The 22,034-nt window shown below is 47.8% G+C and carries 17 protein-coding genes; 1 reads left to right on the plus strand and 16 read right to left on the minus strand.

Annotated features, from left to right (window positions below):
• The first annotated feature begins 1 nt into the window (after position 1).
• A complete protein-coding gene (locus tag VP504_RS20175; RefSeq protein ID WP_325895170.1) occupies positions 2–1,039 on the plus strand; it encodes a nuclear transport factor 2 family protein in 1,038 nt (345 codons plus the stop codon).
• A 132-nt stretch (positions 1,040–1,171) separates the two neighbouring features.
• On the opposite strand, the gene VP504_RS20180 is transcribed toward VP504_RS20175, so the two are convergent.
• The 16 genes from VP504_RS20180 to pxpA form a co-directional block, all read right to left on the minus strand.
• On the minus strand, positions 1,172–1,480 hold the full coding sequence (locus VP504_RS20180; RefSeq protein WP_325895171.1) for a hypothetical protein: 309 nt from the start codon (positions 1,478–1,480) through the stop codon (positions 1,172–1,174).
• 18 nt (positions 1,481–1,498) lie between these two features.
• Positions 1,499–3,880: an FG-GAP repeat protein gene (locus VP504_RS20185; RefSeq protein ID WP_325895172.1), complete on the minus strand. Its 2,382-nt coding sequence runs from the start codon at positions 3,878–3,880 to the stop codon at positions 1,499–1,501.
• A 461-nt stretch (positions 3,881–4,341) separates the two neighbouring features.
• On the minus strand, positions 4,342–5,388 hold the full coding sequence (locus tag VP504_RS20190; RefSeq protein WP_325895173.1) for a tyrosinase family protein: 1,047 nt from the start codon (positions 5,386–5,388) through the stop codon (positions 4,342–4,344).
• Positions 5,389–6,644: 1,256 nt separating this feature from the next.
• The gene (locus tag VP504_RS20195; protein WP_325895174.1) at positions 6,645–8,249 is read right to left on the minus strand and encodes a P-loop ATPase, Sll1717 family; all 1,605 of its coding nucleotides are present in this window, start codon (positions 8,247–8,249) and stop codon (positions 6,645–6,647) included.
• Positions 8,250–8,313: 64 nt separating this feature from the next.
• Positions 8,314–8,667: a hypothetical protein gene (locus VP504_RS20200; protein ID WP_325895175.1), complete on the minus strand. Its 354-nt coding sequence runs from the start codon at positions 8,665–8,667 to the stop codon at positions 8,314–8,316.
• A 382-nt stretch (positions 8,668–9,049) separates the two neighbouring features.
• Complete coding sequence (locus tag VP504_RS20205) at positions 9,050–10,339, minus strand: TRAP transporter large permease (protein WP_325895176.1); 1,290 nt, start codon at positions 10,337–10,339, stop codon at positions 9,050–9,052.
• Between the two features lies 1 nt (position 10,340).
• Positions 10,341–10,847, minus strand: a complete 507-nt coding sequence (locus tag VP504_RS20210) for a TRAP transporter small permease (protein ID WP_325895177.1) — start codon at positions 10,845–10,847, stop codon at positions 10,341–10,343.
• A 1-nt stretch (position 10,848) separates the two neighbouring features.
• Positions 10,849–11,862, minus strand: a complete 1,014-nt coding sequence (gene dctP / locus VP504_RS20215) for a TRAP transporter substrate-binding protein DctP (RefSeq protein ID WP_325895178.1) — start codon at positions 11,860–11,862, stop codon at positions 10,849–10,851.
• Between the two features lie 603 nt (positions 11,863–12,465).
• On the minus strand, positions 12,466–14,289 hold the full coding sequence (locus tag VP504_RS20220) for an FG-GAP repeat protein (protein WP_325895179.1): 1,824 nt from the start codon (positions 14,287–14,289) through the stop codon (positions 12,466–12,468).
• 698 nt (positions 14,290–14,987) lie between these two features.
• Positions 14,988–16,256 (minus strand): 4-aminobutyrate--2-oxoglutarate transaminase, encoded by a 1,269-nt coding sequence (gene gabT, locus VP504_RS20225; protein WP_325895180.1) that lies wholly within the window; start codon positions 16,254–16,256, stop codon positions 14,988–14,990.
• 16 nt (positions 16,257–16,272) lie between these two features.
• Positions 16,273–17,715 carry an NAD-dependent succinate-semialdehyde dehydrogenase gene (locus tag VP504_RS20230; RefSeq protein WP_325895181.1) on the minus strand — a complete coding sequence of 481 codons (1,443 nt, stop codon included), beginning with the start codon at positions 17,713–17,715 and terminating at the stop codon, positions 16,273–16,275.
• On the minus strand, positions 17,715–18,695 hold the full coding sequence (locus VP504_RS20235; RefSeq protein ID WP_325895182.1) for a biotin-dependent carboxyltransferase family protein: 981 nt from the start codon (positions 18,693–18,695) through the stop codon (positions 17,715–17,717). Before VP504_RS20235 ends, VP504_RS20230 begins: the two co-directional genes overlap by 1 nt.
• Positions 18,685–19,560, minus strand: a complete 876-nt coding sequence (locus VP504_RS20240; RefSeq protein WP_325895183.1) for a 5-oxoprolinase subunit B family protein — start codon at positions 19,558–19,560, stop codon at positions 18,685–18,687. Before VP504_RS20240 ends, VP504_RS20235 begins: the two co-directional genes overlap by 11 nt.
• A 9-nt stretch (positions 19,561–19,569) precedes the next feature.
• The gene (locus VP504_RS20245) at positions 19,570–20,982 is read right to left on the minus strand and encodes an acetyl-CoA carboxylase biotin carboxylase subunit (RefSeq protein ID WP_325895184.1); all 1,413 of its coding nucleotides are present in this window, start codon (positions 20,980–20,982) and stop codon (positions 19,570–19,572) included.
• 28 nt (positions 20,983–21,010) lie between these two features.
• The gene (locus VP504_RS20250) at positions 21,011–21,250 is read right to left on the minus strand and encodes an acetyl-CoA carboxylase (protein ID WP_062713147.1); all 240 of its coding nucleotides are present in this window, start codon (positions 21,248–21,250) and stop codon (positions 21,011–21,013) included.
• A 19-nt stretch (positions 21,251–21,269) separates the two neighbouring features.
• The gene (pxpA, locus tag VP504_RS20255; RefSeq protein WP_062713173.1) at positions 21,270–22,025 is read right to left on the minus strand and encodes a 5-oxoprolinase subunit PxpA; all 756 of its coding nucleotides are present in this window, start codon (positions 22,023–22,025) and stop codon (positions 21,270–21,272) included.
• Between the last annotated feature and the right edge of the window lie 9 nt (positions 22,026–22,034).

Consider the following 22,034-nt stretch of genomic DNA (forward strand, 5'->3'; position numbering starts at 1 on the left):
CATGTCGGCAGTGCTACAGCAAGCGAAAGAGAAAGTATGGTCGTTTTATCAAGCCTTGGACGCTGCTAAAGATGACCAGCTGGAAGCAGTTTTCGGCGAGTTTTGCTCGCCAGATTACCGCTTTCGGGGCTGCTATCCCTTTAACGAAATCGACAATGCCGGTGATGTCATCAAGACAGTCTGGCAGCCATTGAAAGCCTCCTTCCGTGCGCTTCAGCGTCGTCAGGATATTTTCATGGCAGGTGAAAATAGCCTCGATGAGGATGGCAGTATTTGGGTAGTGTCGATGGGCCACCTGATGGGCTTGTTCGATCAACATTGGCTCGGCATACCAAGAACTGGCCGTATGGCATTCTTACGCTACTGCGAGTTTACTCAGGTGGTAGATGGCAAGATCGCTGAGTCTGCTTTCTTTGCGGATATCCCCGGTATCATGGTGCAAGCAGGGGTAAATCCTTTCCCACCGCAGAGTGGCGCGCAGCTTATACAACCCGGCCCGATCACCCATGACGGCATTATGACAACCCTTCAGCCCACGCAAGAAGGGGAAAAAACGCTCAATGTCATCAACAAGATGATTTCCGACTTGGGCAATTGGGACAACAAACTGAGTTTGGAAGAAGAGCTGGCGCTCACCTGGCACGACGACATGATTTGGTGGGGGCCAACGGGTATTGGCGCGAGTTACACCATCGAACGCTATGCCAAACAGCATTCTGGTATTTTCAGAGCCAGCTTTTCCGACCGCATCTTCAACGGTCATGTCTGTAAGTTCGCCGAAGGGCATTTCGGCGGATTCTTCGGATGGCCGAATCTCAGCCTGAAACCCTCAGGCGGCTTTATGGGGATGGCGGCGAGTGACAACTACTTCGACATGCGCGTGATTGATATCTACCGCCGCGACGGCGATAAGCTCGCTGAAAACTGGGTGTTTATAGACTTACTGTATTTCTTCCGCCAACAAGGCATCGACATTCTGGCGAGAAACCAACAGCTGAGTGCTGACAGCCAGAGTGAAGTGACCAATAGGTGTTACTGACCACTGGCGTATTGGCAATGGTAGCGGCTCGTTTTCCTTTCTCTGCCCATCCTGCCAGCCTATTGTCATCACACACAAAACAACCACTACGCGCATTTGGCATGGCACCGTCATGGTGGTGCGGTATTTTCGTCATCCTGGCCCTGTTTGCTCCCAGTTTTGGGGCGCGATGCTTCGCAACACTATGGGCGACGTACCGCCTTTGGAATAGCATAAAGGCCGTGCGGGCGAGTAGGGGAGGCGCAGCGTAATATGCAGATATTGGGCAAATCCGTTAGCGCTATTTACGCAAAGTGACACTCGCTTTTCACTTTGTTGTTTTAGCGCATTGGCGGCTGAGCCCACAAAAAGAAACCGAACCATTGGGATAGATATGGACGCGCCCGATTCACGGATTTCACCCTCTCGGTCTGTTGCAACACCGTGTTTGGGCGCGTCCATTGTGACTACTGGTATGGGCTAGTAGATGTACACCGCGCCGTATTTATTGTAACTACCGTTGCTTCCTTCACCGTTAATGCCGGTGGCAGTGGAATCTTCACCATAAGCCCCCACCGCGAGGGTGTTGCCATCCTCTGACACTGATACCGACCAGCCAAAATAGTCTAATGACTCGGCATTCGAGGCCTTGATGTAGGCCTGCTGCGACCATTTGTCATCGGCAAAGCGGTATACATACGCAGCGCCGGCATCAGTTGCACTGTTATCGCTCTCGCTACTGTTAATTTCCTTGTAATTGGAATCTTCTGACCAAGCACCCACCGCGAGGATGTTGCCATCTCCCGACAAAGATACCGATTGGCCAAACCAGTCACGTACATCGGCATTCGAGGCCTTGATGTAGGCCTGCTGCGACCAACTGCCATTGGCAAAGCGGTATACATATGCCGCGCCGGCTAATTCTGCATCATTAAGGTCCTCGCCACTGTCAATAGTCTGAGAACTGGAATCTTCATATGGAGCCCCCACCGCGAGGGTGTTGCCATCCCCTGACACAGATACCGAGGTGCCAAAATAGTCACCTGCATCGGCATTCGAGGCCTTGATGTAGGCCTGCTGCGTCCATTCGTCATTTTCAAAGCGGTATACATACGCAGCGCCGGCATTACTTGCACTATCATTGTCCTCGCCACTGTTAATTTCCTTGGAATCGGACTTTTCAGCTTGAGCCCCCACCGCGAGGGTGTTGCCATTCGATGACAAAGATACCGAATAGCCAAAAGAGTCACCAGACCCGGCATTTTCGGCCTTGATGAAGGCCTCATGCTTCCATTCGTCATTTTCAAAGCGGTACACATACGCCGCGCCGGAACTACCATGCCCGTTAGGGGAAGTGCCTTCGAAATTGGAATCTTCACTCCAAGCACCCACCGCGAGGGTCTTACCATCCCCTGACAAAGATAACGAGTGGCCAAAACTGTCACCTGCACCGGCATTTTCGGCCTTGATGAAGGCCTGCTCCGTCCAATTGCTACCGTCAAAGCGGTATACATACGCAGCGCCGGAATTTTCAGCCCCGGTAACGTCAGTGCCATCGGCATTGGAATCTTCTTGATAAGCCCCCACCGCGAGGATGTTGCCATCTCCCGACAAAGATACCGAGTTGCCAAACCAGTCACTTACATCGGCATTCGAGGCCTTGATGTAGGCCTGCTGCGACCAACTGCCATTGGCAAAGCGGTATACATACACCGCGCCGGCATTACTTCTACCATTAAGGTCCTCGCCACTGTTAATTTCCCTGGAACTGGAATCTTCATTGCGAGCCCCCACCGCGAGGGTGTTGCCATCCCCTGACACCGATACCGAGTAGCCAAATTCGTCACCTGACCCGGTATTCGAGGCCTTGATGTAGTTTATCAAGGTGGTCAGGTCTGGTGATGTTAAGGATTGGTAACCAGACTTTGTTTTGAACGTGCTGTTTTCGGCTAGCACAAAAAAATCAGCCAAATGATTTTTCAGTGGGCCCAAACTCAGAGTAAGGGACAATTCGTTCGTTTCGCCCAGCTTTTCACAGTCATCATCGAGTGCATCATTTTTTCTGCACAAGGTATATCCCGTTGCATGCTCGGCGCTATCCCAGGTAAAGGTGACAGGATGATAGCCATCTTGGAGTTCACCCACAGTCGGGGCCGCTAAATTCGTTGCACTAGGAGCGGGAGAGAGGACTTGCTTACCAGACGCTGTTTTGCCCGTACCGTTAGAGGCCAATACAAAATAATTAGCCGGTTCGTCCAAATTTAGATTGGCAGTAAGCGAGGTATTGTTAGCTTCGGTTTCTAATAGAAATTGACAGTTATCGTCTTCTGATCCGTCTTCTCTGCACAAGGTATAGTGCGTCGCATACTTGGCGCTATCCCAGTCAAAGGTGACAGGGTAAGAACTAGAACTATCGTTGAACGCACCCACCTGTGGCCTCGCTAAAACCGGCATCTCTGGTTTGGGAAGCGATACGGCTATCTCAGTAGACGCTGTTTTGCCCGTACTGTTTTTGGCTAATACAAAATAGTCAGCCGGCGTGTCCAAACTCAGAGGCAGAGTCAGTGATGTATTGGTCGTCGTTTCGCCCTGTTTTGCACAGTTATCGTCTTGTGATGCATCTTTTCTACACAGGGTATAGCCCGTCGCATTCGCCGCGCTACTCCAGTTGAAGGTGACAGGATAAGCATCACCTGTGAGCGCCCCCACCGTCGGTTGTGCTAAAACCGGTGCGCCCGGTAAAGGGAGGCTATTAGTGTTCCCCGGTACAGAGGCCGACGTATTATCGTCATCCCCCCCACAAGCAGTGAGTCCGAGCGAGAATACCGGCACCACCCATATTGCTTTTTTAAAGAAATACATCTTATCTCCTCGATAAATTACGTCTAGATGGTTGTGAAGCGTGTTAAGCCCATCAGCACGCCCACAAATCGGGTGCGCGTATAATTTCGTATCGAAAAATAAGCTAGAAGAGATTGAGGGGAATTCAATGGTGAGAATATTGATTCACAAATAAGACTGAGACACTGTGGAAATCAGATTAATTGTTAAAGCAGACAGTTACTGAGAGAAATCTGGTGAAATACAGAAAGAAAGTTTCACAGTTGAGACATACCACTCCTTTAAAGAATGCGGCGCACTTCAATAAATACCCAAACAACCTGAATCCTGCATCTTCAGGTTATTTGGGTATAAAAGGACATATATAGACGCTACTCGAATTTGGTGTGGTACTGCCTTTAGAACAGCGCAAAGGCAGTGCGGGAGAGTAGGGTGATTAAGATGAACCGCAAAAGAAGGGAAGGAGTTTCTTTAGCTACGGATTAGAAGGAAACGATGACAGGTGCTGACATGCCAATCTCTTCAAACGCCTCAATTGCTGCTTCGAGAGAACGATACCAACGCCTATTTATTACCCACTCGATCTCATGCAGATTAACCAATTTCCTTAATAAAAACTGTCCGGTGTGTTGTTCTCTTTTTGCACAGGATAAACAAGTTTCAATCCTGCCTGTCAAAATAGCAAAGCGACCAATTTCTTCGCCATTGTGAAACATTATTACCCGTCTAAAGTCTTCGGTGTGTCTAATTGAGTTAAATAATATTGATTGCCTCGGAAGAGGCTCAATTATTCGGTATACATGATTGTAATCAGAAGAATTGTAGTGTCTTTCATTCCATAGTGTTACTAACTCTTCATAGTTGTCGTATTCTTCTTGAAGATCCGGAGTGGCGTTGAAGTGCTCTTCGGTGATGGGTAGAGGCATATTTGGGTTTTTAGCTAGCCACGCTTCAAAGACTAAGTCAACAAAAGTATGATGTACAAAGAAGCATTGATCTCCCCCTGCTGTGCCTACACGTCTCATTCCACGACCAGTTTCACCATGGATAATGTCATGAAACTCTTCAAGCTGACTACTGAAGGACAGATTATAATATGGTCTACCTTCTGCTCGGAAAAAGGCATTGTTTGACCCTTCAAGATCAAGATCGATTGCAAAAGTAGAGCTAGCCATAGCTTGAGATATCTCCAGGCGCATCTGGCTTTGGTCTTGTGATGTGAATGAGTTTAACTTTCCCGTGTCTTCAACCCATCTCATATCACTTAAATCATCGAGATCTGATACAAGTGATTTAGTTAGTTTAGAATACAACTCTCTATCATTGGGCTCTGTTAGTACTGCATAAGTTCTTTCTAAACCAATTTCTTGCCAAAACTGGTTTACGAACTTTCTGTGCCATAGTACAAAGTTGTAATCCCAATGATGACAATTATCCATATGTATTTTTTGGTATTTTCTAGATATATCTTCGTTAAATGCTTGATTGAAAATATCAACAAAACCTTGATTTATACGCTGAGATGACATAGCAACTCCTCTTAACCGTAAGAAGAAACACATAGCCTAGTAAATTTTCTAACGTGGCCTGAGTAGGCTCTAAATCAATACGGTTAGTAATTATGTTTTACATTCTAGATTTTACGTTGGAAATATATTATCTATGAATGTATCTTAATACGAAATTGAATAAATATTATGAGTCATCAATTTCAATAGCGAATGTATCAGCAATGAAAAAATAGTATTAATTTGTCATGGTTCAGGTGGGTTTTATGATGAAAAAGTCATTAAGATTCGTGCTAAAGTCAACTCGCCCTAAGGGAGGCCATCAATGCGCCCACTTCATCGTTAAATTCCCAGGAAATAGAACGACGATTCCTCGCGAAATTTGCCTCGAATTGAACGCATTGATGACCTCTGAATGTGAGCATCTTCAGGTTGTTTGGGTACAAGTATTCGAATTCGCAATGGTAACCGCTCGCGCCTCACTCATCTCTATCCAATACCAGTCCCCAGAGCTTTACAACTCCTGCATAAGGTATAACTCGCTATCCCAATGGAAGGTGACGGGATAATGATCATTTGATAGCTTACCTACGGTCGGTTTGGCTAAATTCATTGCCTCCGGTGCCGGGATTGGTACAGTAGATGCGGTGGATGGAGGAGATGTCGAGTATGTACTATTGAAGTCCACCCACAAAAAAACGGTGAGTCCGAGCGCCAATATGTGTACTACCCAGATGGCTTTATTTAATAAATTCATCATATATCCTTAAAGAACGAATTCACGTTACCGTGAATTGTGTTAAATCCTTTAGCCCAATCAGTACGAAACCGCGCAGGCGTGAAAAATTTGTATCGAAAAAATAAGCTAGTCGGGATATAGATAACTTCAATGGTGAGAATTGTGTATCATTAGTAATACTGAGACTCCGAAGGAATCAGATTAATATTTAAAGCAGATAGTTAGAGAAATATAGTTGATGAATTCATAAGTAGAGTTTCATATATGAAGCACATGTATCCTTTTCAAAATTGCGATCGACTTCAATACGATGATTTTCAACTTGTTAACAATCGTATCCGTGATGTTGGGACAGCATGTTATTGATGGTATTGAACAAGGCTTTGATGATGGGGTTATTGAGGCTGAGGGGGGCGTTGTTGGGTATATACGTATGCCTTTTAACTCGGGGTTGAGGTACTTGGGCTAAGAATATGATAACGCTTTTCGGGAAGGTAACCTCCCTTTGATATGGGAAGGTAAGCATAAAGGTTCAAGATCATATACCGACTGGCCATCTATCACTGACATGAGCGGCAAAATCTTCAAACATCAATGGATGAAACGTGCACTTCAATGTAAGGCCTTTTAAACGAGAATACTGATCGTATATTTCAAAATAATCACCTCTTGTATTGTATTCGAAGAAATACCATCTCACGTATTCGTTTTGACGTATGTCAACATTTATCTGCATTGTGTTTGGAGGGAGTATGTGTTTCAAGTTTTCTATCTGTCCCTCTTCACATGTGGCTTCAATGCCAAGCATTCCAGATTGCCAAAGCCAGGAAAAAGCGTCCTGTTGGTTTATATTTGAATCAAATCTTTCATAAATATCTTCGGGTTTACAAGGAATCTTTAGTCCTTTTAGGCTAGCTGTTACCTCTTCCAATTTTCGAAAACGTCGATAAGATTCAATTTTTCTATCTCTGGAAGTTCCATCAACATAATCCGTAACCGCAGCGCGTATGTGACTACCACTAACTCTAATTCCCCCTACACCTTTTAAAACGTCGTCATAATTTCTCCCGGTTTTATCTGCACATATCTCAACAGCTTTTCGCGCTATTCTCTGTACTTCTCTGGGTCTATAATTAGTATGTCGTAAAACATACGAAAAAGAGTCTTCATTAAATGCTACTCGCGGATAATTATTATGTACCACTGATTCGAAAAGTAACTTCCAGGATTCCCCATGACGAGATGAATGTTGCCTTCCAACTCTTTTAAACTCCCATTGGATACGATTTTCGATAAAAATCTTTAATTTTTCTTTGGTCCACTGAACAAACGAAACATACTGTCGAACTTTTTGAGGAAGATTTACCTGAGAATTATGTGAAAATCTATGCCAAGGAACAGAAATTATTATATCTAATAGTTGGTTGTCGTCTGGCTGAAATTCTTGCTGAAATATATTTATGAGTTCACTGATCACTTCTTGTGCAAGACTATTTTCCTCTAAATCTGAGAAAGGGGTCTCTATTGGCTCAATAGCAATGATAGGTAAAATATTTTCATTTTTGATATCTCGTAAACACTGCTGAACAAGGTCCTGAATACGATCGCTGAAAATTTCTTTCATACCACTTTGTATACTAGTAAGATCTTCTTTTTTATTGTCGTCAATTAACTTTAGAAGTGATAGTGCAGCTGGAAGTTGCTTCCAGATAGATTTTCCAGCAGTACTAGATGTGGCTATGCCTTTGATTTCTCGCCAGTGTAGTCCCTTTGCTTTTTCACCATAATGATCCTTTAACGATGAAATAACAATTGAAGCTCGCCTATATATTTCAGCTTTCCAAATACTTTTTAAATATCTTTTAAATCTTTTTTCATCCAGATGGGAGTATGCTTCAACAATCTGGTCTGAATCTAAATCAGATTCGCTTACGTACCATAATTTTTTATGTTCTCGATGAGTTTTCTCTAAAGTATTTGCAAGTTCTTTAGTCGCATTAAACATGAATGCAGTTTTTCCAACACCCCACCTTCCTGTGATTATCTGAATTCCATTCGACATATTATCTACATAGCAATCTAAGACCAATGGATCTACTTCTGCATTTTCGTTTCCAAATATTTTTCTTCTATCACGAGGCATACCGTATCCTGACTATAACTGATGGTATTTCATTTTTTGAAGTGACTCCGAAGTATCCTCTGGGTCATAAATAACCGAAGAGTAGAGTGCCACATTCTTTTTCTCGCTTACTTCTTAGACGGGCGGCGAGCTGCATCATCCTTTGTGGAGAGTGACTATGAGAGAGGCTATTGCCGTTATAGGTAAATCCTCTGTCAGGGTGGTCAAGAAAAACCACTTTTCTCTCTTCAACTTTACGGAGAAGCCTGTCTTTTTGAACGTCTATATAACAAAACACGCTGCAGTATTGGTTAGTGCCCCGCGGTATATCGTGGGAGAACAGGAATTTCTGCTTAGCGATATTGACCCCAAAAAACGGCGGAACGACGTTTGGCTGGTCTTCTACATAAAGCCCGGAATGGTGTCTGGCAATATACATGTTGGATTCCCTAGCACTTATTTTTGTCCTCTTGTCTATTTCAACGGATAAAGACGAGCAGAAAAAGCTAACCTTTGAGACAGAAGGAAGAAAACTATTCCGAGGAAGTTGAATGCGAACCTGCATGGCAGCGAAAAAGGAGTTGCCATCGGCGGAAAGATTGTTGTTTCAGTAAGTCACCGCATAAAGGCAGATGAGTCTTATATACCCAAACAACCTGAAGATGCTCGCATTCAGAGGAACGCCGCGATCACAACGCCAGTCAAACTCGCTGAATCCTGCATCTTCAGGTCATCTGGGTATAGTCATCAATCTTGGCAATTTCTCTTAGACTGAGCCGTTTTTCTGAGTATGTTTTTCAATTTACCTGCTGAGTGAAGGTCTAGAATATTGCATCTGGCAAAAGCAATACGATTTCTGGCACCAATGTGATAAGCCCAATGGCTAATATTAAGATTAACCAGTATGGAACGGTGGCGATTGCCGTTCTACCCAAGCTTATTTCACCGCCCGTAATCGTCGTTAAGACGGAGAGATTCAGGCCAACAGGAGGGGTGACTTGGCCAATTTCAATCAAGATGGTAATCATGACGCCAATCCAAATTGGATCAAAACCCAGTCCAGTGAGCAAGGGAAACACAATGGGCAGTGTCATCACCATCAATGACAAACCATCAAACACGCAACCGAAAAGCACATAAATCAGAATGATCAGAACAAAAATCCCGTAACGATCCAGACCACTGTTAATGGCCGCTTCGAGTATCGTTTGGGGGACGCCCAGAATACTGACTGACTGCGAAAGAATCGCAGCACCCAGAACAATGAAACCAATCGATGCGAACAGGAGTGCGCTTTTATAGATTGATACCATGAGTGTGTTGACAGTCATATCTCCCCAGATGAAAGAGATAAAAATTGCTGCGCCAACACCAATAGCGGCTGCTTCTGTCGGTGTGGCAATACCAAACATGATGCTGCCCATAATGGCCAGAATTAACATCAGGATTGGCCATATTCTGAGTAAACCCTGGAGAATGAAACTCATCGTGTAGGTAGTGGTGTCTTTTGGGGCGAGAGAGGGATTTCTCACACACAGGAAAAAGATAAAACACATAAAAAGCGCGCTAACCATCAACCCTGGCAAAATACCGGCAGCGAATAATCGCCCTATTGAGGTTTCGGTTAAAGCACCGAAAATCAGTAATGACAGGCTAGGCGGTATAAGTAGACCCAAAGTTCCGGCACCTGCAAGGCTGCCAACGACAGTTTCTTTGTCATAACCACGTTTACTGAGCTCGGGATAAGCGACCGAGCCTATTGCCGCCGCAGTGGATAAACTGGATCCACTGACCGCACCAAAAAGGGTGCATACAGCGACATTCGAATGTAATAAACCACCAGGAATTCGCGCAAAGATAGGTGTGAATGCTGCGTATGCTCGCTCACTGATCCCGCTTTTGAGCAGTATCTCTCCGAGTAAGATAAACAAAGGCACGGCACTCAAGGTGAAGGAATTAAAGATTCCCCAAATGGTGTCTAATGCAAGGTACGTTGAACCATAGTTAAAAAACTGGAGCAAGATAAGTCCGGTTAAGCCAAGGGCAACCCCTAGTGCAATACCGCTGCTCGCGGTAGCGACCAGTACTGAGATGAGAGTTGTCCAAAACACGCTAATCGTCCTGTTTGTGTATGAAACCGAAGAGTTTTGCGCAGTAAATCACGCCGCATAAACCGATAGAAAAGGGAACAACTGACATCAGTGGGTACAGTAAAATTCGCGCAGTTTCCGATTTAAGCTCTCGTTTTATTGCAAACTCCATCCAAGGAATAGATTCTAAGAAAATCCAACCCATAAAGCCTATACCTATCATGAGGCTGAAGATCGAAAGGAGTTTTGCATAGATAGGCGAGCGCTTTTGCAATAGCTCGGACATCAACGTCACTCTTATATGCTGCCCATTTAAGGTGGCCATGGGCAGCCCTAAAAAGAGGGTTGCGCTCAAGAGCAGTCCCACTAATTCTTCAGCGAAATAGAGCGGCGCATCAAAAAACTTTCGTAACACCACACTTGTGATAATCACCAATACAATCGTGAATAACGAAAAAGCAGACAGTAAGGCGAGAAAAAAGGCTGTATTTCTCAGCCCCTTTTCTATATACATCGGTAACGCATTCATGCTATTCCCTACCCAGAGCGGATAGCATGCGCTTTCGGTATTCGGGAGCTTTACCGCCCGCTTCTTCTGCTAACTCCCCCCACACCTGCGTGATTGCTTCAACAAATTCCTTTCGATCTTCTTCGGGGAAGTCCTCGAGCCATTTAACATTGGACTGCTCGAGTTTTGCGCGGGCAGCGAGTTCTTTTTGGTGATCGTCATCATAAGAATTTGTACGTTCCCATAGCGCATTACCCGCCTCAGTTAACGCCTGCTGATGGGCTGTGGAGAGGGATTCCCATTTATCTCGAGAGATACCTAAAATGTATGGTCCTGACGCCATTGGGTAGAGGTAGGAGGCATAGCCAGAGACTTCCTGCAACGAAACCGTATGCGCATAGAGTGCAGGGTAGACCGCGCAATCTACGACACCCGTCTTCATTGCAACATACATTTCTTCTTGGGGGATGATTTGTGCTGAAATCCCTAAGCGGCGGAAGGTATCCACTTGATCCTTAGCCCAAACCCGTAGTTTTTTGCCCCGAAGCTGTTCCAAAGTGTTGACCGGCTCCTTACGGCAAAAAATAGATGCTTGTAACATAGGTAATGCAATGTAACCGGTTGTGACAACATCCCAGTCAGAAAATGCTTCCTCATAAATCGCTTTTACTTCGGGCAGCGCTGCTTTGAGCTCATCGATTGAACCAATGGTTCCCTGAACCATGACGGTGCTGAGATCTTCTGCGTCCCGACCCAGGTAATTTGCCCAGGCGAGGCTCATATCAACCGCACCTTTTGGTAAAAATCTCAACACGTCTGTATTCTTAAGCCCCAGAGAACCGCCGCTGTATACCTGGATATCGATTTCACCATTTGTTTTTGTTTTTACATCAGCCGCATATTGCTCTAATTCTGATGTTTCGGGTCGGGTCTCTGGTAGGAAATTATTGAATCGCCATTCTTTTGCGTAGGCTGTTGGAACCAATAACGTAAACACAGCTAAAACGCTGAAAATCCTTTTTGTGAAAGATGCCACTGTAAACCTCCGTGTTAAATTGCTCTTTACTAGATGTTAATAGTTAATTCGGGTGTTAATGCGATAAATATCACCTTTTTGTCTTTTGACGCCCCTCAAAGGCTGCTAATTCTGAAACACCATGGTGAGAGGCCGATTTCACTGCTTTTTTGAAGCATTTCTAAGTCAGTTGTTTAGTTCTTTGAGCAATGGCTGCGAGAGTCTACGTTAGATAAAACCAATCACGAACCTATCGATAACTCTTCGTTATAAAGGTAGACCTATAACAAAGGCACTCAAGCTTGCTGTTCTCGATTTGAGTGCAAGCATCTTCAGGTCGTTTGGGTATGTATGGACGTGCATCCGGCATTGAGCTGCGCTTTGGGACTCCATCACAACGGTCGCCGATGACTGCTAGAAGAAGTCATCACTGATGACACCTCCATTCACAATGAAAAGCAGGCGGGAATATTCACCTATACCAAAAGCTAGAAACGTGTTCTTAGCGACATCAAACCTCAGAGTTTCAGGGCATCACGGACGCTCCCGATTAACGGTTTTCATCCTCTTGGTTTGGTGCAGAACGCCGTATTTGGACGCGTTGATCGTGAGTAATGGTGTTGGCTAGAAGACGTACACCGCGCCGGAATTCTCTGCACCCGTATCATTATCTTGTGCATGGTTGATGCCCCTGACATTTGAGTCTTCTCCAGTCGCCCCCACCGCGAGGGTGTTGCCATCCCCTGACACCGATACCGAGAAGCCAAAATAATCATCCTTTGCAGTGTTCGAGGCCTTGATGTAGATATCCTGCTCCCATTGACTATTGGCAAAGCGGTAAAGATATACCGCGCCGGAAGCAGATGCCTCGTTGTTGTCTGCACCGTCGATACCAGTGGCATCTGAATCTTCCCAATGAGCTCCTACTGCGAGGGTGTTACCATCCCCCGACAAAGATACAGACCTACCAAAATAGTTATTTGCACCAATATTTGAGGCCTTGATGTAGGCTGGCTCCCTCCAGCTACCATTGGTAAAACGGTACACATACACCGCGCCAGCACTGGCTGCTTTGTTGTTGCTCTGGTCGCTAGGAGAATTTGACGCTTCCTTGTAAGCTCCTACCGCGAGGGTGTTGCCATCGCCTGATACTGATACCGAGGTGCCAAAATAGTCATCTTTTTCTGTATTTGAGGCCTTGATGTAGGCATCTTGCTTCCATTGGCTGTCGGCAAAGCGGTACACATATACCGCGCCAGAATAAGGTGCCTCGTTGTTGTCTGCACCGTTGGTGCCGATGGAATCTGAATCTTCCCAATGAGCCCCCACTGCAAGGGTATTGCCATCCCCCGACAAAGATACCGACCAGCCAAATTCGTCATGTTGCCCGACATTCGAGGCCTTGATGTAGGCGGGCGCCCCCCATTGCTTATGCTCATTGTCAAAGCGGTACACATACGCCGCGCCAGCACGAATCAAACTGTTGTCGTTTGGGTCACCAGCTGAATTTGAAGCTTCTCCGTGAGCCCCCACCGCAAGGGCGTTGCCATCCCCTGACAAAGATACTGAGGCGCCAAAATAGTCGCCTCCTCCTACATTCGAGGCTTTTATGTAGACTGGCGCTCCCCAGATACCATCGCCAAAGCGGTACACATACACCGCGCCAGCATCAGGTGCGCTGTTATTACCCGGGTCACTAGCGGAATCTGAATCTTCGTTAGGCGCCCCCACTGCGAGGGTGTTGCCATCCTCTGACATAGATACTGAATAGCCGAAATAGTCACTTGCATCGATATTCGAGGCCTTGATATAGGCTGACATTTTCCAACGGCCTTTGGCAAAACGATAGACATACACCGCGCCTGCATTAGGTGCTTTGTTGTCGTTCTTATTAATCGTGGAATTTGAATCTTCCCCATTAGCCCCCACTGCGAGTGTGTTGCCATCCCCTGACATAGATACCGCGTAGCCAAAATAGTCACCTGCCCCGGTATTCGAGGCCTTGACATAGCTTATCATGGTGGCCAGATCTTGTGGCGTTAAGGCTTTCTCATTAGACGCCGTTGAGCCTCCACTGTTAGTGGCTAACACAAAAAAATCAGCCAGATGTTTTTTTAGTGGACCGCCCAAATTCAGAGTAAGAGACGCGCCAGACGTATTGCCCAGTGATTCGCAACTATTGGGGCGTGTTTCATCTTTTCTACACAAGGTATAGCCTGTCGCATCTTCGGAGCTATCCCAACTGAAGGTAACGGGATAATGACCGTTTTTGAGCTTACCCAAACTGGGTTGCGCTAAGTTCAGTGGCCCTGGTGGGGTAGTAGCTGAATTATTCGCATCCCTTTTTACAGAAGCGCCTGTCGTATTAGCATCCTCCTCCCCACATGCGGTGAGTCCGAGCGACAACACGGGCACCATCCAGATGGCTTTCTTAAATAAGTACATCATGTGTCCTCAAAAAACGACTTCAAATTACCTTGAGGTGTGTTGAATCCTTGAACTCAATCAACATGGTATGAAACCGGGCCAGCCCAAAAATTTCGTATCGAAAAATAAGTTAGTAGGGATAGAGGAAAATTCAATGACGAAAAATGTGATTCATTAATAAGACTGAGACGCTAGGGAAATCAAATTAATATTTAAAGCAGACAGTTGCCGAAATTTATCTAGCTAATGGAAAAGAAAGTTTCACATGTGAAACACACTTCTCATTCAAAGAATGCGGCACACTTCAAAATAATTCCCTTCGCTTTATTAATAATCCTATCAGCGCCATCAAGTACTGCCTTTTAAAAAAACGGTGCGGGCGAGTAGGGTGGTCATAGCAGACATTGAATAAAACCTGCATTTCGTAAGCTGATAAAGCAATCGATTTAGTGGGAGTTACCCACAGATTTTGTGTATAAAAAATGTGCAAAGCGCGAAGCGCCGTAACGCTAAAGCGTACGCACCGCATTTGAAACGTCACATAGGCCTTGCGGTAAAGTGTTGTTGATATGATTACGTGTGTTATCCCGGATTTGCTTTTCCTGTCAGGTTGACAAGGTCCAGAAAGCTCAACAGACAAAAGAGCGTGCACTTCAGGAGGGCCAATTGGGTGCTATTGAATCAGAAAGCCACCCCGCGGAGTGGCTCTCTGTTTTCCGTTAACGCAAAGAGAGTAGCGCCTTTCTCATGATGTCTATCGCTTCTTCAACGATGTGATTTTCCACGGTTAGCGGCGGCAGTAATCTAATCGCGTTGCCGAATTGCCCACAAGGCAGCAAGATAAGCCCTTTGTTACGACAGGCTTTCACAAAAGGTTGCACATGGCTGGGATCCGGCTTTCCGTCACAGACAAAGTCAAACGCGATCATGGCACCTTTGTGGCGGATGTGATCGATAGGTAGCGCTGGATTCAGCGCTTTCATCTCGGAAAAAGCTTGATGTAGACGGCTTCCTAAGGACTCGGCCCGGTCATTAAGGCATTTGGATTCCAATTCATCCAGCACAGCTAAAGCGGCAGCGCATCCTACTGGGCTGCCGCCATAGGTACCGCCAAGGCCGCCCGGCGTTGGGCTATCCATGATCTCGCGTTTGCCGATAATACCAGAAAGTGGATAGCCACCTGCCAGCGCTTTTGCCACTGTGATCAAATCTGGCTGCACATCGAAATGCTCGCTCGCGAGCGTTTTTCCTGTGCGGCCGAAGCCGGTCTGCACTTCATCGAAAATCAGCACGATGCCGTGTTCATCGCAAAGGGCACGAAGGTGCTCCATCAGCTCATTTGGCGCGGCATAAAAACCACCTTCACCCTGAACTGGTTCCAGCACAATGGCCGCAACGGAAGAGGGAGCAATGTCTGTTTTGAACAGTTTCTCCAGTTGTTGCAGCGAATAAGTGGTATCTATGCCCTGATAAGGCACGGGGAAAGGAATATGGTAGATGTCATTAGGGAACGGACCGAAGCCTTCTTTGTAAGGGGCAATTTTTCCAGTCATGCCCATGGTTAAAAGCGTGCGGCCGTGAAACCCACCGTGAAAGCCGATAACCCCACTTCGTTTGGTGTAATGACGGGCGATTTTCACCGCGTTTTCTAATGCCTCAGCACCTGTGGTCATTAAGATGGTTTTGGCATCTTCAATTGGGGCAATGGCGTTTAGCCTCTCAGCAAGTTCGATATAATTCTCATAGCCAGCAACCTGAAAGGCGGTATGGCTAAAATTCTTGATTTGCTCGGTGACTGCCTGTGTGACTGCGCGGTTATTGTGACCGGTATTGACCACTGCAATTCCTGCTGCGAAGTCGATATACCGCTTGTCTTCCACATCCCAAAATTCTGCATTTTTGGCGCGTTTTACAAACAGAGGGGTAGCCGAAGCCACGCCTCTGGGAACCGCCGTATTGCGGCGTTCCATCAGTGACTGGTTGTTCATTTTGAACCCTTATTTGTTAGGAGAGTCCGCCAAAGCAGACGTATTTGGTTTCGAGGTATTCTTCGATGCCTTGTCGCGATCCTTCCCGGCCTAAACCAGAGGCTTTCACACCGCCGAAAGGTGCGACTTCATTGGAAATCACGCCTTCGTTCACGCCGACCATGCCGTATTCCAACGCTTCACTGACACGCAGACAGCGCTGGATGTCCCGCGAATAGAAATAGGCAGCGAGGCCATATTCAGTGTCGTTGGCCATCGCAACGGCTTCCGCTTCATCTTCAAAACGGAAAAGGGGAGCGACGGGGCCAAAGGTCTCTTCAGAAGCAATCCGCATGGCTGGGGTAACGTCGGCCAATACGGTAGGTTGATAAAAGAGGCCACCCAGCGAATGGCTGGTTCCGCCGGTTAGCCGCCGTGCTCCCGAAACCAGTGCATCACGTATATGTGATTCGATTTTATCGAGCGCAGAGCGGTTGATGAGTGGGCCAATTTGGTTTCTTGGCTCAAGACCTGCGCCGACTTTAAGGTTGCTGACGGCATTGGCAAACTTTTCTGCAAAGGCGTCGTAGATGCCGGACTGCACCAAGATCCGATTTGCGCATACGCAGGTTTGTCCGGCATTTCGGAACTTGGAGGCCAAGGCACCTTCGACGGCAGCATCGATATCTGCATCATCGAAGACGATAAATGGTGCATTGCCACCGAGCTCCATCGACACACGCTTGACGGTATCGGCACATTGCTTGATCAGCGTTTTGCCAACTGCCGTTGATCCTGTAAAGGAAAGCTTGCGAACATCTGGACTGGCGCAGAGCACCTTACCCACCTCGGCGCCGTGGGAAGCAGTGACCACATTGATGACACCATCCGGTATACCAGCTTCCTGCGCCAATGATGCCAGTGCCAGCGCGGAAAGCGGTGTCGCTTCTGCCGGTTTAATAACGATGGTGCATCCCGCTGCAAGGGCGGGGGCGACTTTTCGTGTGATCATCGCAATGGGGAAATTCCATGGCGTGATAGCAGCACAGACACCAACTGGTTGCTTGATGGTTTGCAAACGTCTGTCGATCGCGGTTGTCGGGATAACATCACCATAAGTCCGTTTCCCCTCTTCCGCGAACCATTGGATGAATGACGCGCCATAGCCGACTTCACCAATAGACTCAGCCAATGGCTTTCCCGACTCCTGCGTAATGAGCGCTGCCAAATCGGATTGGTTATCCATGATGAGGTTAAACCAATCCATCAGCTTTTCTGACCGCTGCTTAGCCGTGGTTTTCCGCCAGGTACCAAAAGCCTTGTTGGCGGCATCAATCGCGGTTTGGGTTTCGTTTTCACCCATCTCTGGCACATGGGCGATGATGCTCGTGTAAGCAGGGTCGAAAATGGGATAGGTTTTCCCATTTTCACTGTCTACCCATTGGCCGCCAATGAGGGCTTTATCTCGAATCAAAGTCATCACGCGGCTCCGCTCTTTTCTATGTGCTGTTTGGCATGTTGCAACATCGCGTCATATTCCTTGCGGGCTTTCAGCGCATCTTCCAGCGAGACCTGCACAAACTGGGTTTGTGAATTGGGCTGCATCTGGCCGATAAGATCCATGTCTACCGACACCACAGTGCCAATCATGAAGTAGCCACCGCCTGAAACAGCATCTCGGTGCAGCACGATGGGTTCTTTCCCTGCTGGGACTTGAATCGAGCCATAGGGATAACAGCCGTCGACAATGTTTGAAGGGTCGGAGCCGGCGCCAAATGGCTGCTCGCGCTCGACAAACTCCAGTGGTGTGCCGTTCTTGAATCTATAGCCAATGCGGTCTGCCTCGGGTGCTACCTGCCAGGTGTCTTCGAAAAACTGTTTGCCGGATGCTTTGGTGATCCGGTGCCAGTAAAGGCCGGGAACCACCCTCAATTGGTTCACTCTCGGTCTGCGCAATACATCGAGCAAATGGCGTTCTGCAAAGGGGGTTGCATGATTGCCGATAGGCAGTTCATCCCCGGCTTGCAGCAATCGGCCCTCAAACCCGCCCAGCGCACCGAGCGTATAGGTCGAACGGCTTCCCAATACCTCAGGTACATCAATACCTCCAGCGATGGCGATATAAATTCGTGCGCCGGCTGTTAAGTGTGAGAAAGAAAGGGTCTGACCTGCTTTCACCGCAAAACTAGTCCAGCTTTCCTGCTCTTCCCCATCAACGATGGGTGTCATGTCCGCACCGGTGACGGCAACGGTGGTGTTTTGTTTGAACGTCAGTTTGGGCCCCATAAACACCGCTTCCAACACTGCCGCGTTTTCGTCGTTGCCAACCAGCCAGTTAGCACAGCGACACGCGAATCTGTCCATCGCGCCGGAGACCGGAATGCCCAGATGAAAATACCCTTTGCGACCCAAATCCTGCACCGAGGTGGCGAGCCCGGGGTGGATAACATTAATGCTCATACAGCGCCTCCTGCATTGCTGCGTTATATCCCGCCATGTCCTTTTCAAACTCAGACAGTGAGAATCGAACCGACTTAGTGCGAGGTTGATAAGTACCTTCTTCGACCTGTTTGACGATTTCGTGATACTCACTTTCTGAGATGGGCTTGAACTTCACGATGTCGCCCGGTTTGAAGAACACCAGAAAATCTTTCAGGTGTGCCGCGCTCTGCGCTGGGTCGTAAATAGGTACTGGGGTAACACCAAACATCTGATAGCCACCAGCACCCCGCACGGAGTAAATACAGGAGAAACAGCCGCCGTAGCCGACCGTCAACTTGGGTGTGTCGGTTCTGGGCCTGACGTATTTCGGTACTTGTATCTGTTTGTCGCGTTCAACCATTTGGAACATAAACGGTAGACCGGAAACGAACCCCACCATGGTGACAAACCAGGGGGCGTCGGAATGCGCCTGAATAAAGGCGTCAACAGAGTCATAGCCATTGATTCTGGCCGCGTAAGAGAGATCGGTGCCGTCTGGATCCTGATGGCGGTCACGAAACCGCATCAGGGTTTCATGGGTCCAGGGGTCTTGGTAGAAAACCGGCACCTCAACGATGCGGGTATCGATCTCTGCTTTTCCTGCGGCTTGCGCTTTTTCGATGTCCTGAATGGCGGCGAGCATGGTTTCGGGCGAACAAATGTCTGGGTTGTATTTCACCTGAAACGAGGCGTTTGCCGGGCAGATTTCTTCTACGCCGGGCAGGTTCGCATCACGGATGGCCTGGGTAATCGACAGGCTTTTGAAAAAGGCAGCGAGCGACATTTCTTCGCTGACTTCGACGAAAATATGCTCGTCGCCGCCGTATGAGTAGCGTGTTTTCATTGTCCTTCCTTAGCTTGCTTGTGGTAGCGAGCAATCCTTTTTGTTGTCGAGTTGGGCTTGTTCAGGCTTTGGGGTGTCGAGTGTCTCCAGCCATTGTTCAAGCCATGCCGTATGGAAATTACCGTTAATTACGTCAGGCGCTTCACACAGCTTTTGAAATAGCGGTTGTGTGGTTTTCACCCCTTCAATCGACAGTTCGTCCAGTGCCCTTGCCATGCGGTGAATCGCGCTTTCCCTATCCTCGTCCCAGACAATCAGCTTGCCGAGTAAGGAATCGTAATAAGGGGGAATGGCAAAGCCGGAGTAGATGAGCCCGTCAAAGCGCACACCGCTGCCCAATGGCGGGGTGAATGATGTGATGACGCCTGGGAAAGGGAGGAAACCGTTGAATGGGTCTTCTGCATTCAGGCGGATTTCAATGGCATGGCCGCGACGGCGAATGTCCTCCTGTGCGAAAGATAGGTGCTGACCCGACGCGATCTGAATCATTTCTCGAATCAGGTCAACACCCGTGATGGCTTCGGTGATCGGGTGTTCTACCTGAATACGGGTGTTCATCTCGATGAAATAGAAAGACTCAGATTCATCATCGTAGAGAAACTCAATGGTGCCCGCGCCCTTATAGTTGACGCTTTTTGCCAGAGACACCGCTGATTGACACATGGCTTCACGCACCAAATCCGGCAAAACGGCGCAGGGCGCTTCTTCCCAGACTTTCTGGCGGCGGCGTTGCAGCGAGCACTCGCGCTCAAACAGGTGAACCGCATTGAGGCCATCCGCAAGGATTTGTACTTCCACGTGTCGGGATTGGCGAATGAATTTTTCGAGATAAAGCGTACCATCACCAAACGCAGACTGCGCTTCAGAAGATGCCTGATGGTATTGGGTCAGGAACTCGCTTTCGTCTTCAATCACACGAATACCACGCCCACCTCCGCCCGCTGAAGCTTTGATCATTACCGGGAAGCCGATGAGTTTAGCCTGTTCAAGTGCCGCTTCCGGGTTATCAGAGGGTGCACTTCCCGGTACCACGGGTACACCGGCTGCCATCGCGGTTTCACGGGCGCGGGCTTTATCAGCCATCTTGGTCATGGTTTGGCCTGATGGGCCGACAAAGATAATGCCTGCTTTACGCACGTCATCTGAGAAGCTGGCGTTTTCAGAAAGAAAGCCGTAGCCAGGATGGATAGCATCCGCGCCAGACTGCTTTGCCGCCTGAATGACTTTATCACCGCATAGATAAGATTGGTTTGCCATCGGGGCACCGATACAAATGGCTTCATCAGCCAGTTTTACTGCAAGGGACTCTTTATCCGCCTCGCTGTAGATCTGCACGGTATGGATACCCATTTCCTTGGCCGCGCGGATAATGCGTACCGCTATCTCACCGCGATTGGCGATGAGTAATTTTTCGATTGTCATACTGACTCCTTGTGTGCATTCAGAGCGCTTACTTCAGGCGGACAATAGGTTGTCCTGCGTTGACCGGGCTTTCGTTCTCAATCAGAAAGTCGTCAATCACACCGGATGTTTCCGCTTTGACTTCATGGAAGGATTTCATCACTTCCACCAGTCCAATTACGTCACCCGGTTCGATAGCGTCTCCCGGCTCTTTGTATCGGGGCTGCTCGGGAGAAGCCGAGCGGTAAAAAATGCCAGGTAACGGGCAGATAATTTCTTTGTCAGACATGGTTCACTCCTTCGAACGTCTATTCTTTTTCGGCGGTGCAGACATCGCTTTGGCGGGAAAGGTGAGGCTGTAACACCGCATTGACTGCTTTGGCGATATCCACCGCATTCGGGGTATCTGAATGCACACAGATGGTCTGGGCGACGACTGGGATCTCTTGACCATTGTTAGCCGTGACCTTGCCGTGTTCGACAGCCTTCAAAACGCGCTTGGCGGCATGTACAGGATCAGTGGCGTCATGGGTTTGGGTGATCACCAGATGCCCATCTTGATCGTAGTCGAGATCGGTAAAAAACTCGGGGATGAAGCCCGCACCGTGTGCGCTGTAAATGGTTTCGTGGCAGGTGCCGGAAAGCCCGAACACTGGCACTTGGTAATGGTGTGCGATGCGGGCAATGGTTTCAGCAATGTTCGGATCGGATGCTGCCATACCGTAGAGCGCACCATGCGGTTTGAGGTGGTTCAGCGGCATGCCGAGCATATCGAGGAAGCCTTTCAGCGCACCGATCTGGTACACAATCATGTTGTGCAGCTCGCCTTGACTGAGATGCATTTTCCGGCGTCCAAATCCCTGCAAATCTGGTAGCGAAAAATGTGCACCGACTTTCACGCCGTATTGCTTGGCAAGCTCTACGGTACGTTTCATGTGATTGGGGTCAGAGGCATGAAACCCGCAGGCGACATTGGCTTCAGTGATGTAAGGCATGAGCGCTTCATCGTCACTGAGTTTGTAAATGCCAAAGCCTTCACCCATGTCGCTGTTGATGTTGATCATAGTGAGACC

The sequence above is a fragment of the Grimontia sp. NTOU-MAR1 genome, assembly GCF_035758505.1.
GTDB classification, from domain to species: Bacteria; Pseudomonadota; Gammaproteobacteria; order Enterobacterales; family Vibrionaceae; genus Enterovibrio; species Enterovibrio marinus.

What these genes read in the sequence shown, in the direction of transcription:
- VP504_RS20200 (WP_325895175.1), bottom strand. Translation starts at nt 8,667, where the DNA reads ATGTATATTGCCAGACACCATTCCGGGCTTTATGTAGAAGACCAGCCA.
- gabT (WP_325895180.1), bottom strand. Translation starts at nt 16,256, where the DNA reads ATGAACAACCAGTCACTGATGGAACGCCGCAATACGGCGGTTCCCAGA.
- VP504_RS20220 (WP_325895179.1), bottom strand. Translation starts at nt 14,289, where the DNA reads ATGATGTACTTATTTAAGAAAGCCATCTGGATGGTGCCCGTGTTGTCG.
- VP504_RS20235 (WP_325895182.1), bottom strand. Translation starts at nt 18,695, where the DNA reads ATGAGCATTAATGTTATCCACCCCGGGCTCGCCACCTCGGTGCAGGAT.
- VP504_RS20195 (WP_325895174.1), bottom strand. Translation starts at nt 8,249, where the DNA reads ATGCCTCGTGATAGAAGAAAAATATTTGGAAACGAAAATGCAGAAGTA.
- VP504_RS20240 (WP_325895183.1), bottom strand. Translation starts at nt 19,560, where the DNA reads ATGAAAACACGCTACTCATACGGCGGCGACGAGCATATTTTCGTCGAA.
- VP504_RS20230 (WP_325895181.1), bottom strand. Translation starts at nt 17,715, where the DNA reads ATGACTTTGATTCGAGATAAAGCCCTCATTGGCGGCCAATGGGTAGAC.
- VP504_RS20185 (WP_325895172.1), bottom strand. Translation starts at nt 3,880, where the DNA reads ATGTATTTCTTTAAAAAAGCAATATGGGTGGTGCCGGTATTCTCGCTC.
- VP504_RS20175 (WP_325895170.1), top strand. Translation starts at nt 2, where the DNA reads ATGTCGGCAGTGCTACAGCAAGCGAAAGAGAAAGTATGGTCGTTTTAT.
- VP504_RS20250 (WP_062713147.1), bottom strand. Translation starts at nt 21,250, where the DNA reads ATGTCTGACAAAGAAATTATCTGCCCGTTACCTGGCATTTTTTACCGC.
- VP504_RS20190 (WP_325895173.1), bottom strand. Translation starts at nt 5,388, where the DNA reads ATGTCATCTCAGCGTATAAATCAAGGTTTTGTTGATATTTTCAATCAA.
- VP504_RS20210 (WP_325895177.1), bottom strand. Translation starts at nt 10,847, where the DNA reads ATGAATGCGTTACCGATGTATATAGAAAAGGGGCTGAGAAATACAGCC.
- VP504_RS20245 (WP_325895184.1), bottom strand. Translation starts at nt 20,982, where the DNA reads ATGACAATCGAAAAATTACTCATCGCCAATCGCGGTGAGATAGCGGTA.
- pxpA (WP_062713173.1), bottom strand. Translation starts at nt 22,025, where the DNA reads ATGATCAACATCAACAGCGACATGGGTGAAGGCTTTGGCATTTACAAA.
- VP504_RS20180 (WP_325895171.1), bottom strand. Translation starts at nt 1,480, where the DNA reads ATGGACGCGCCCAAACACGGTGTTGCAACAGACCGAGAGGGTGAAATC.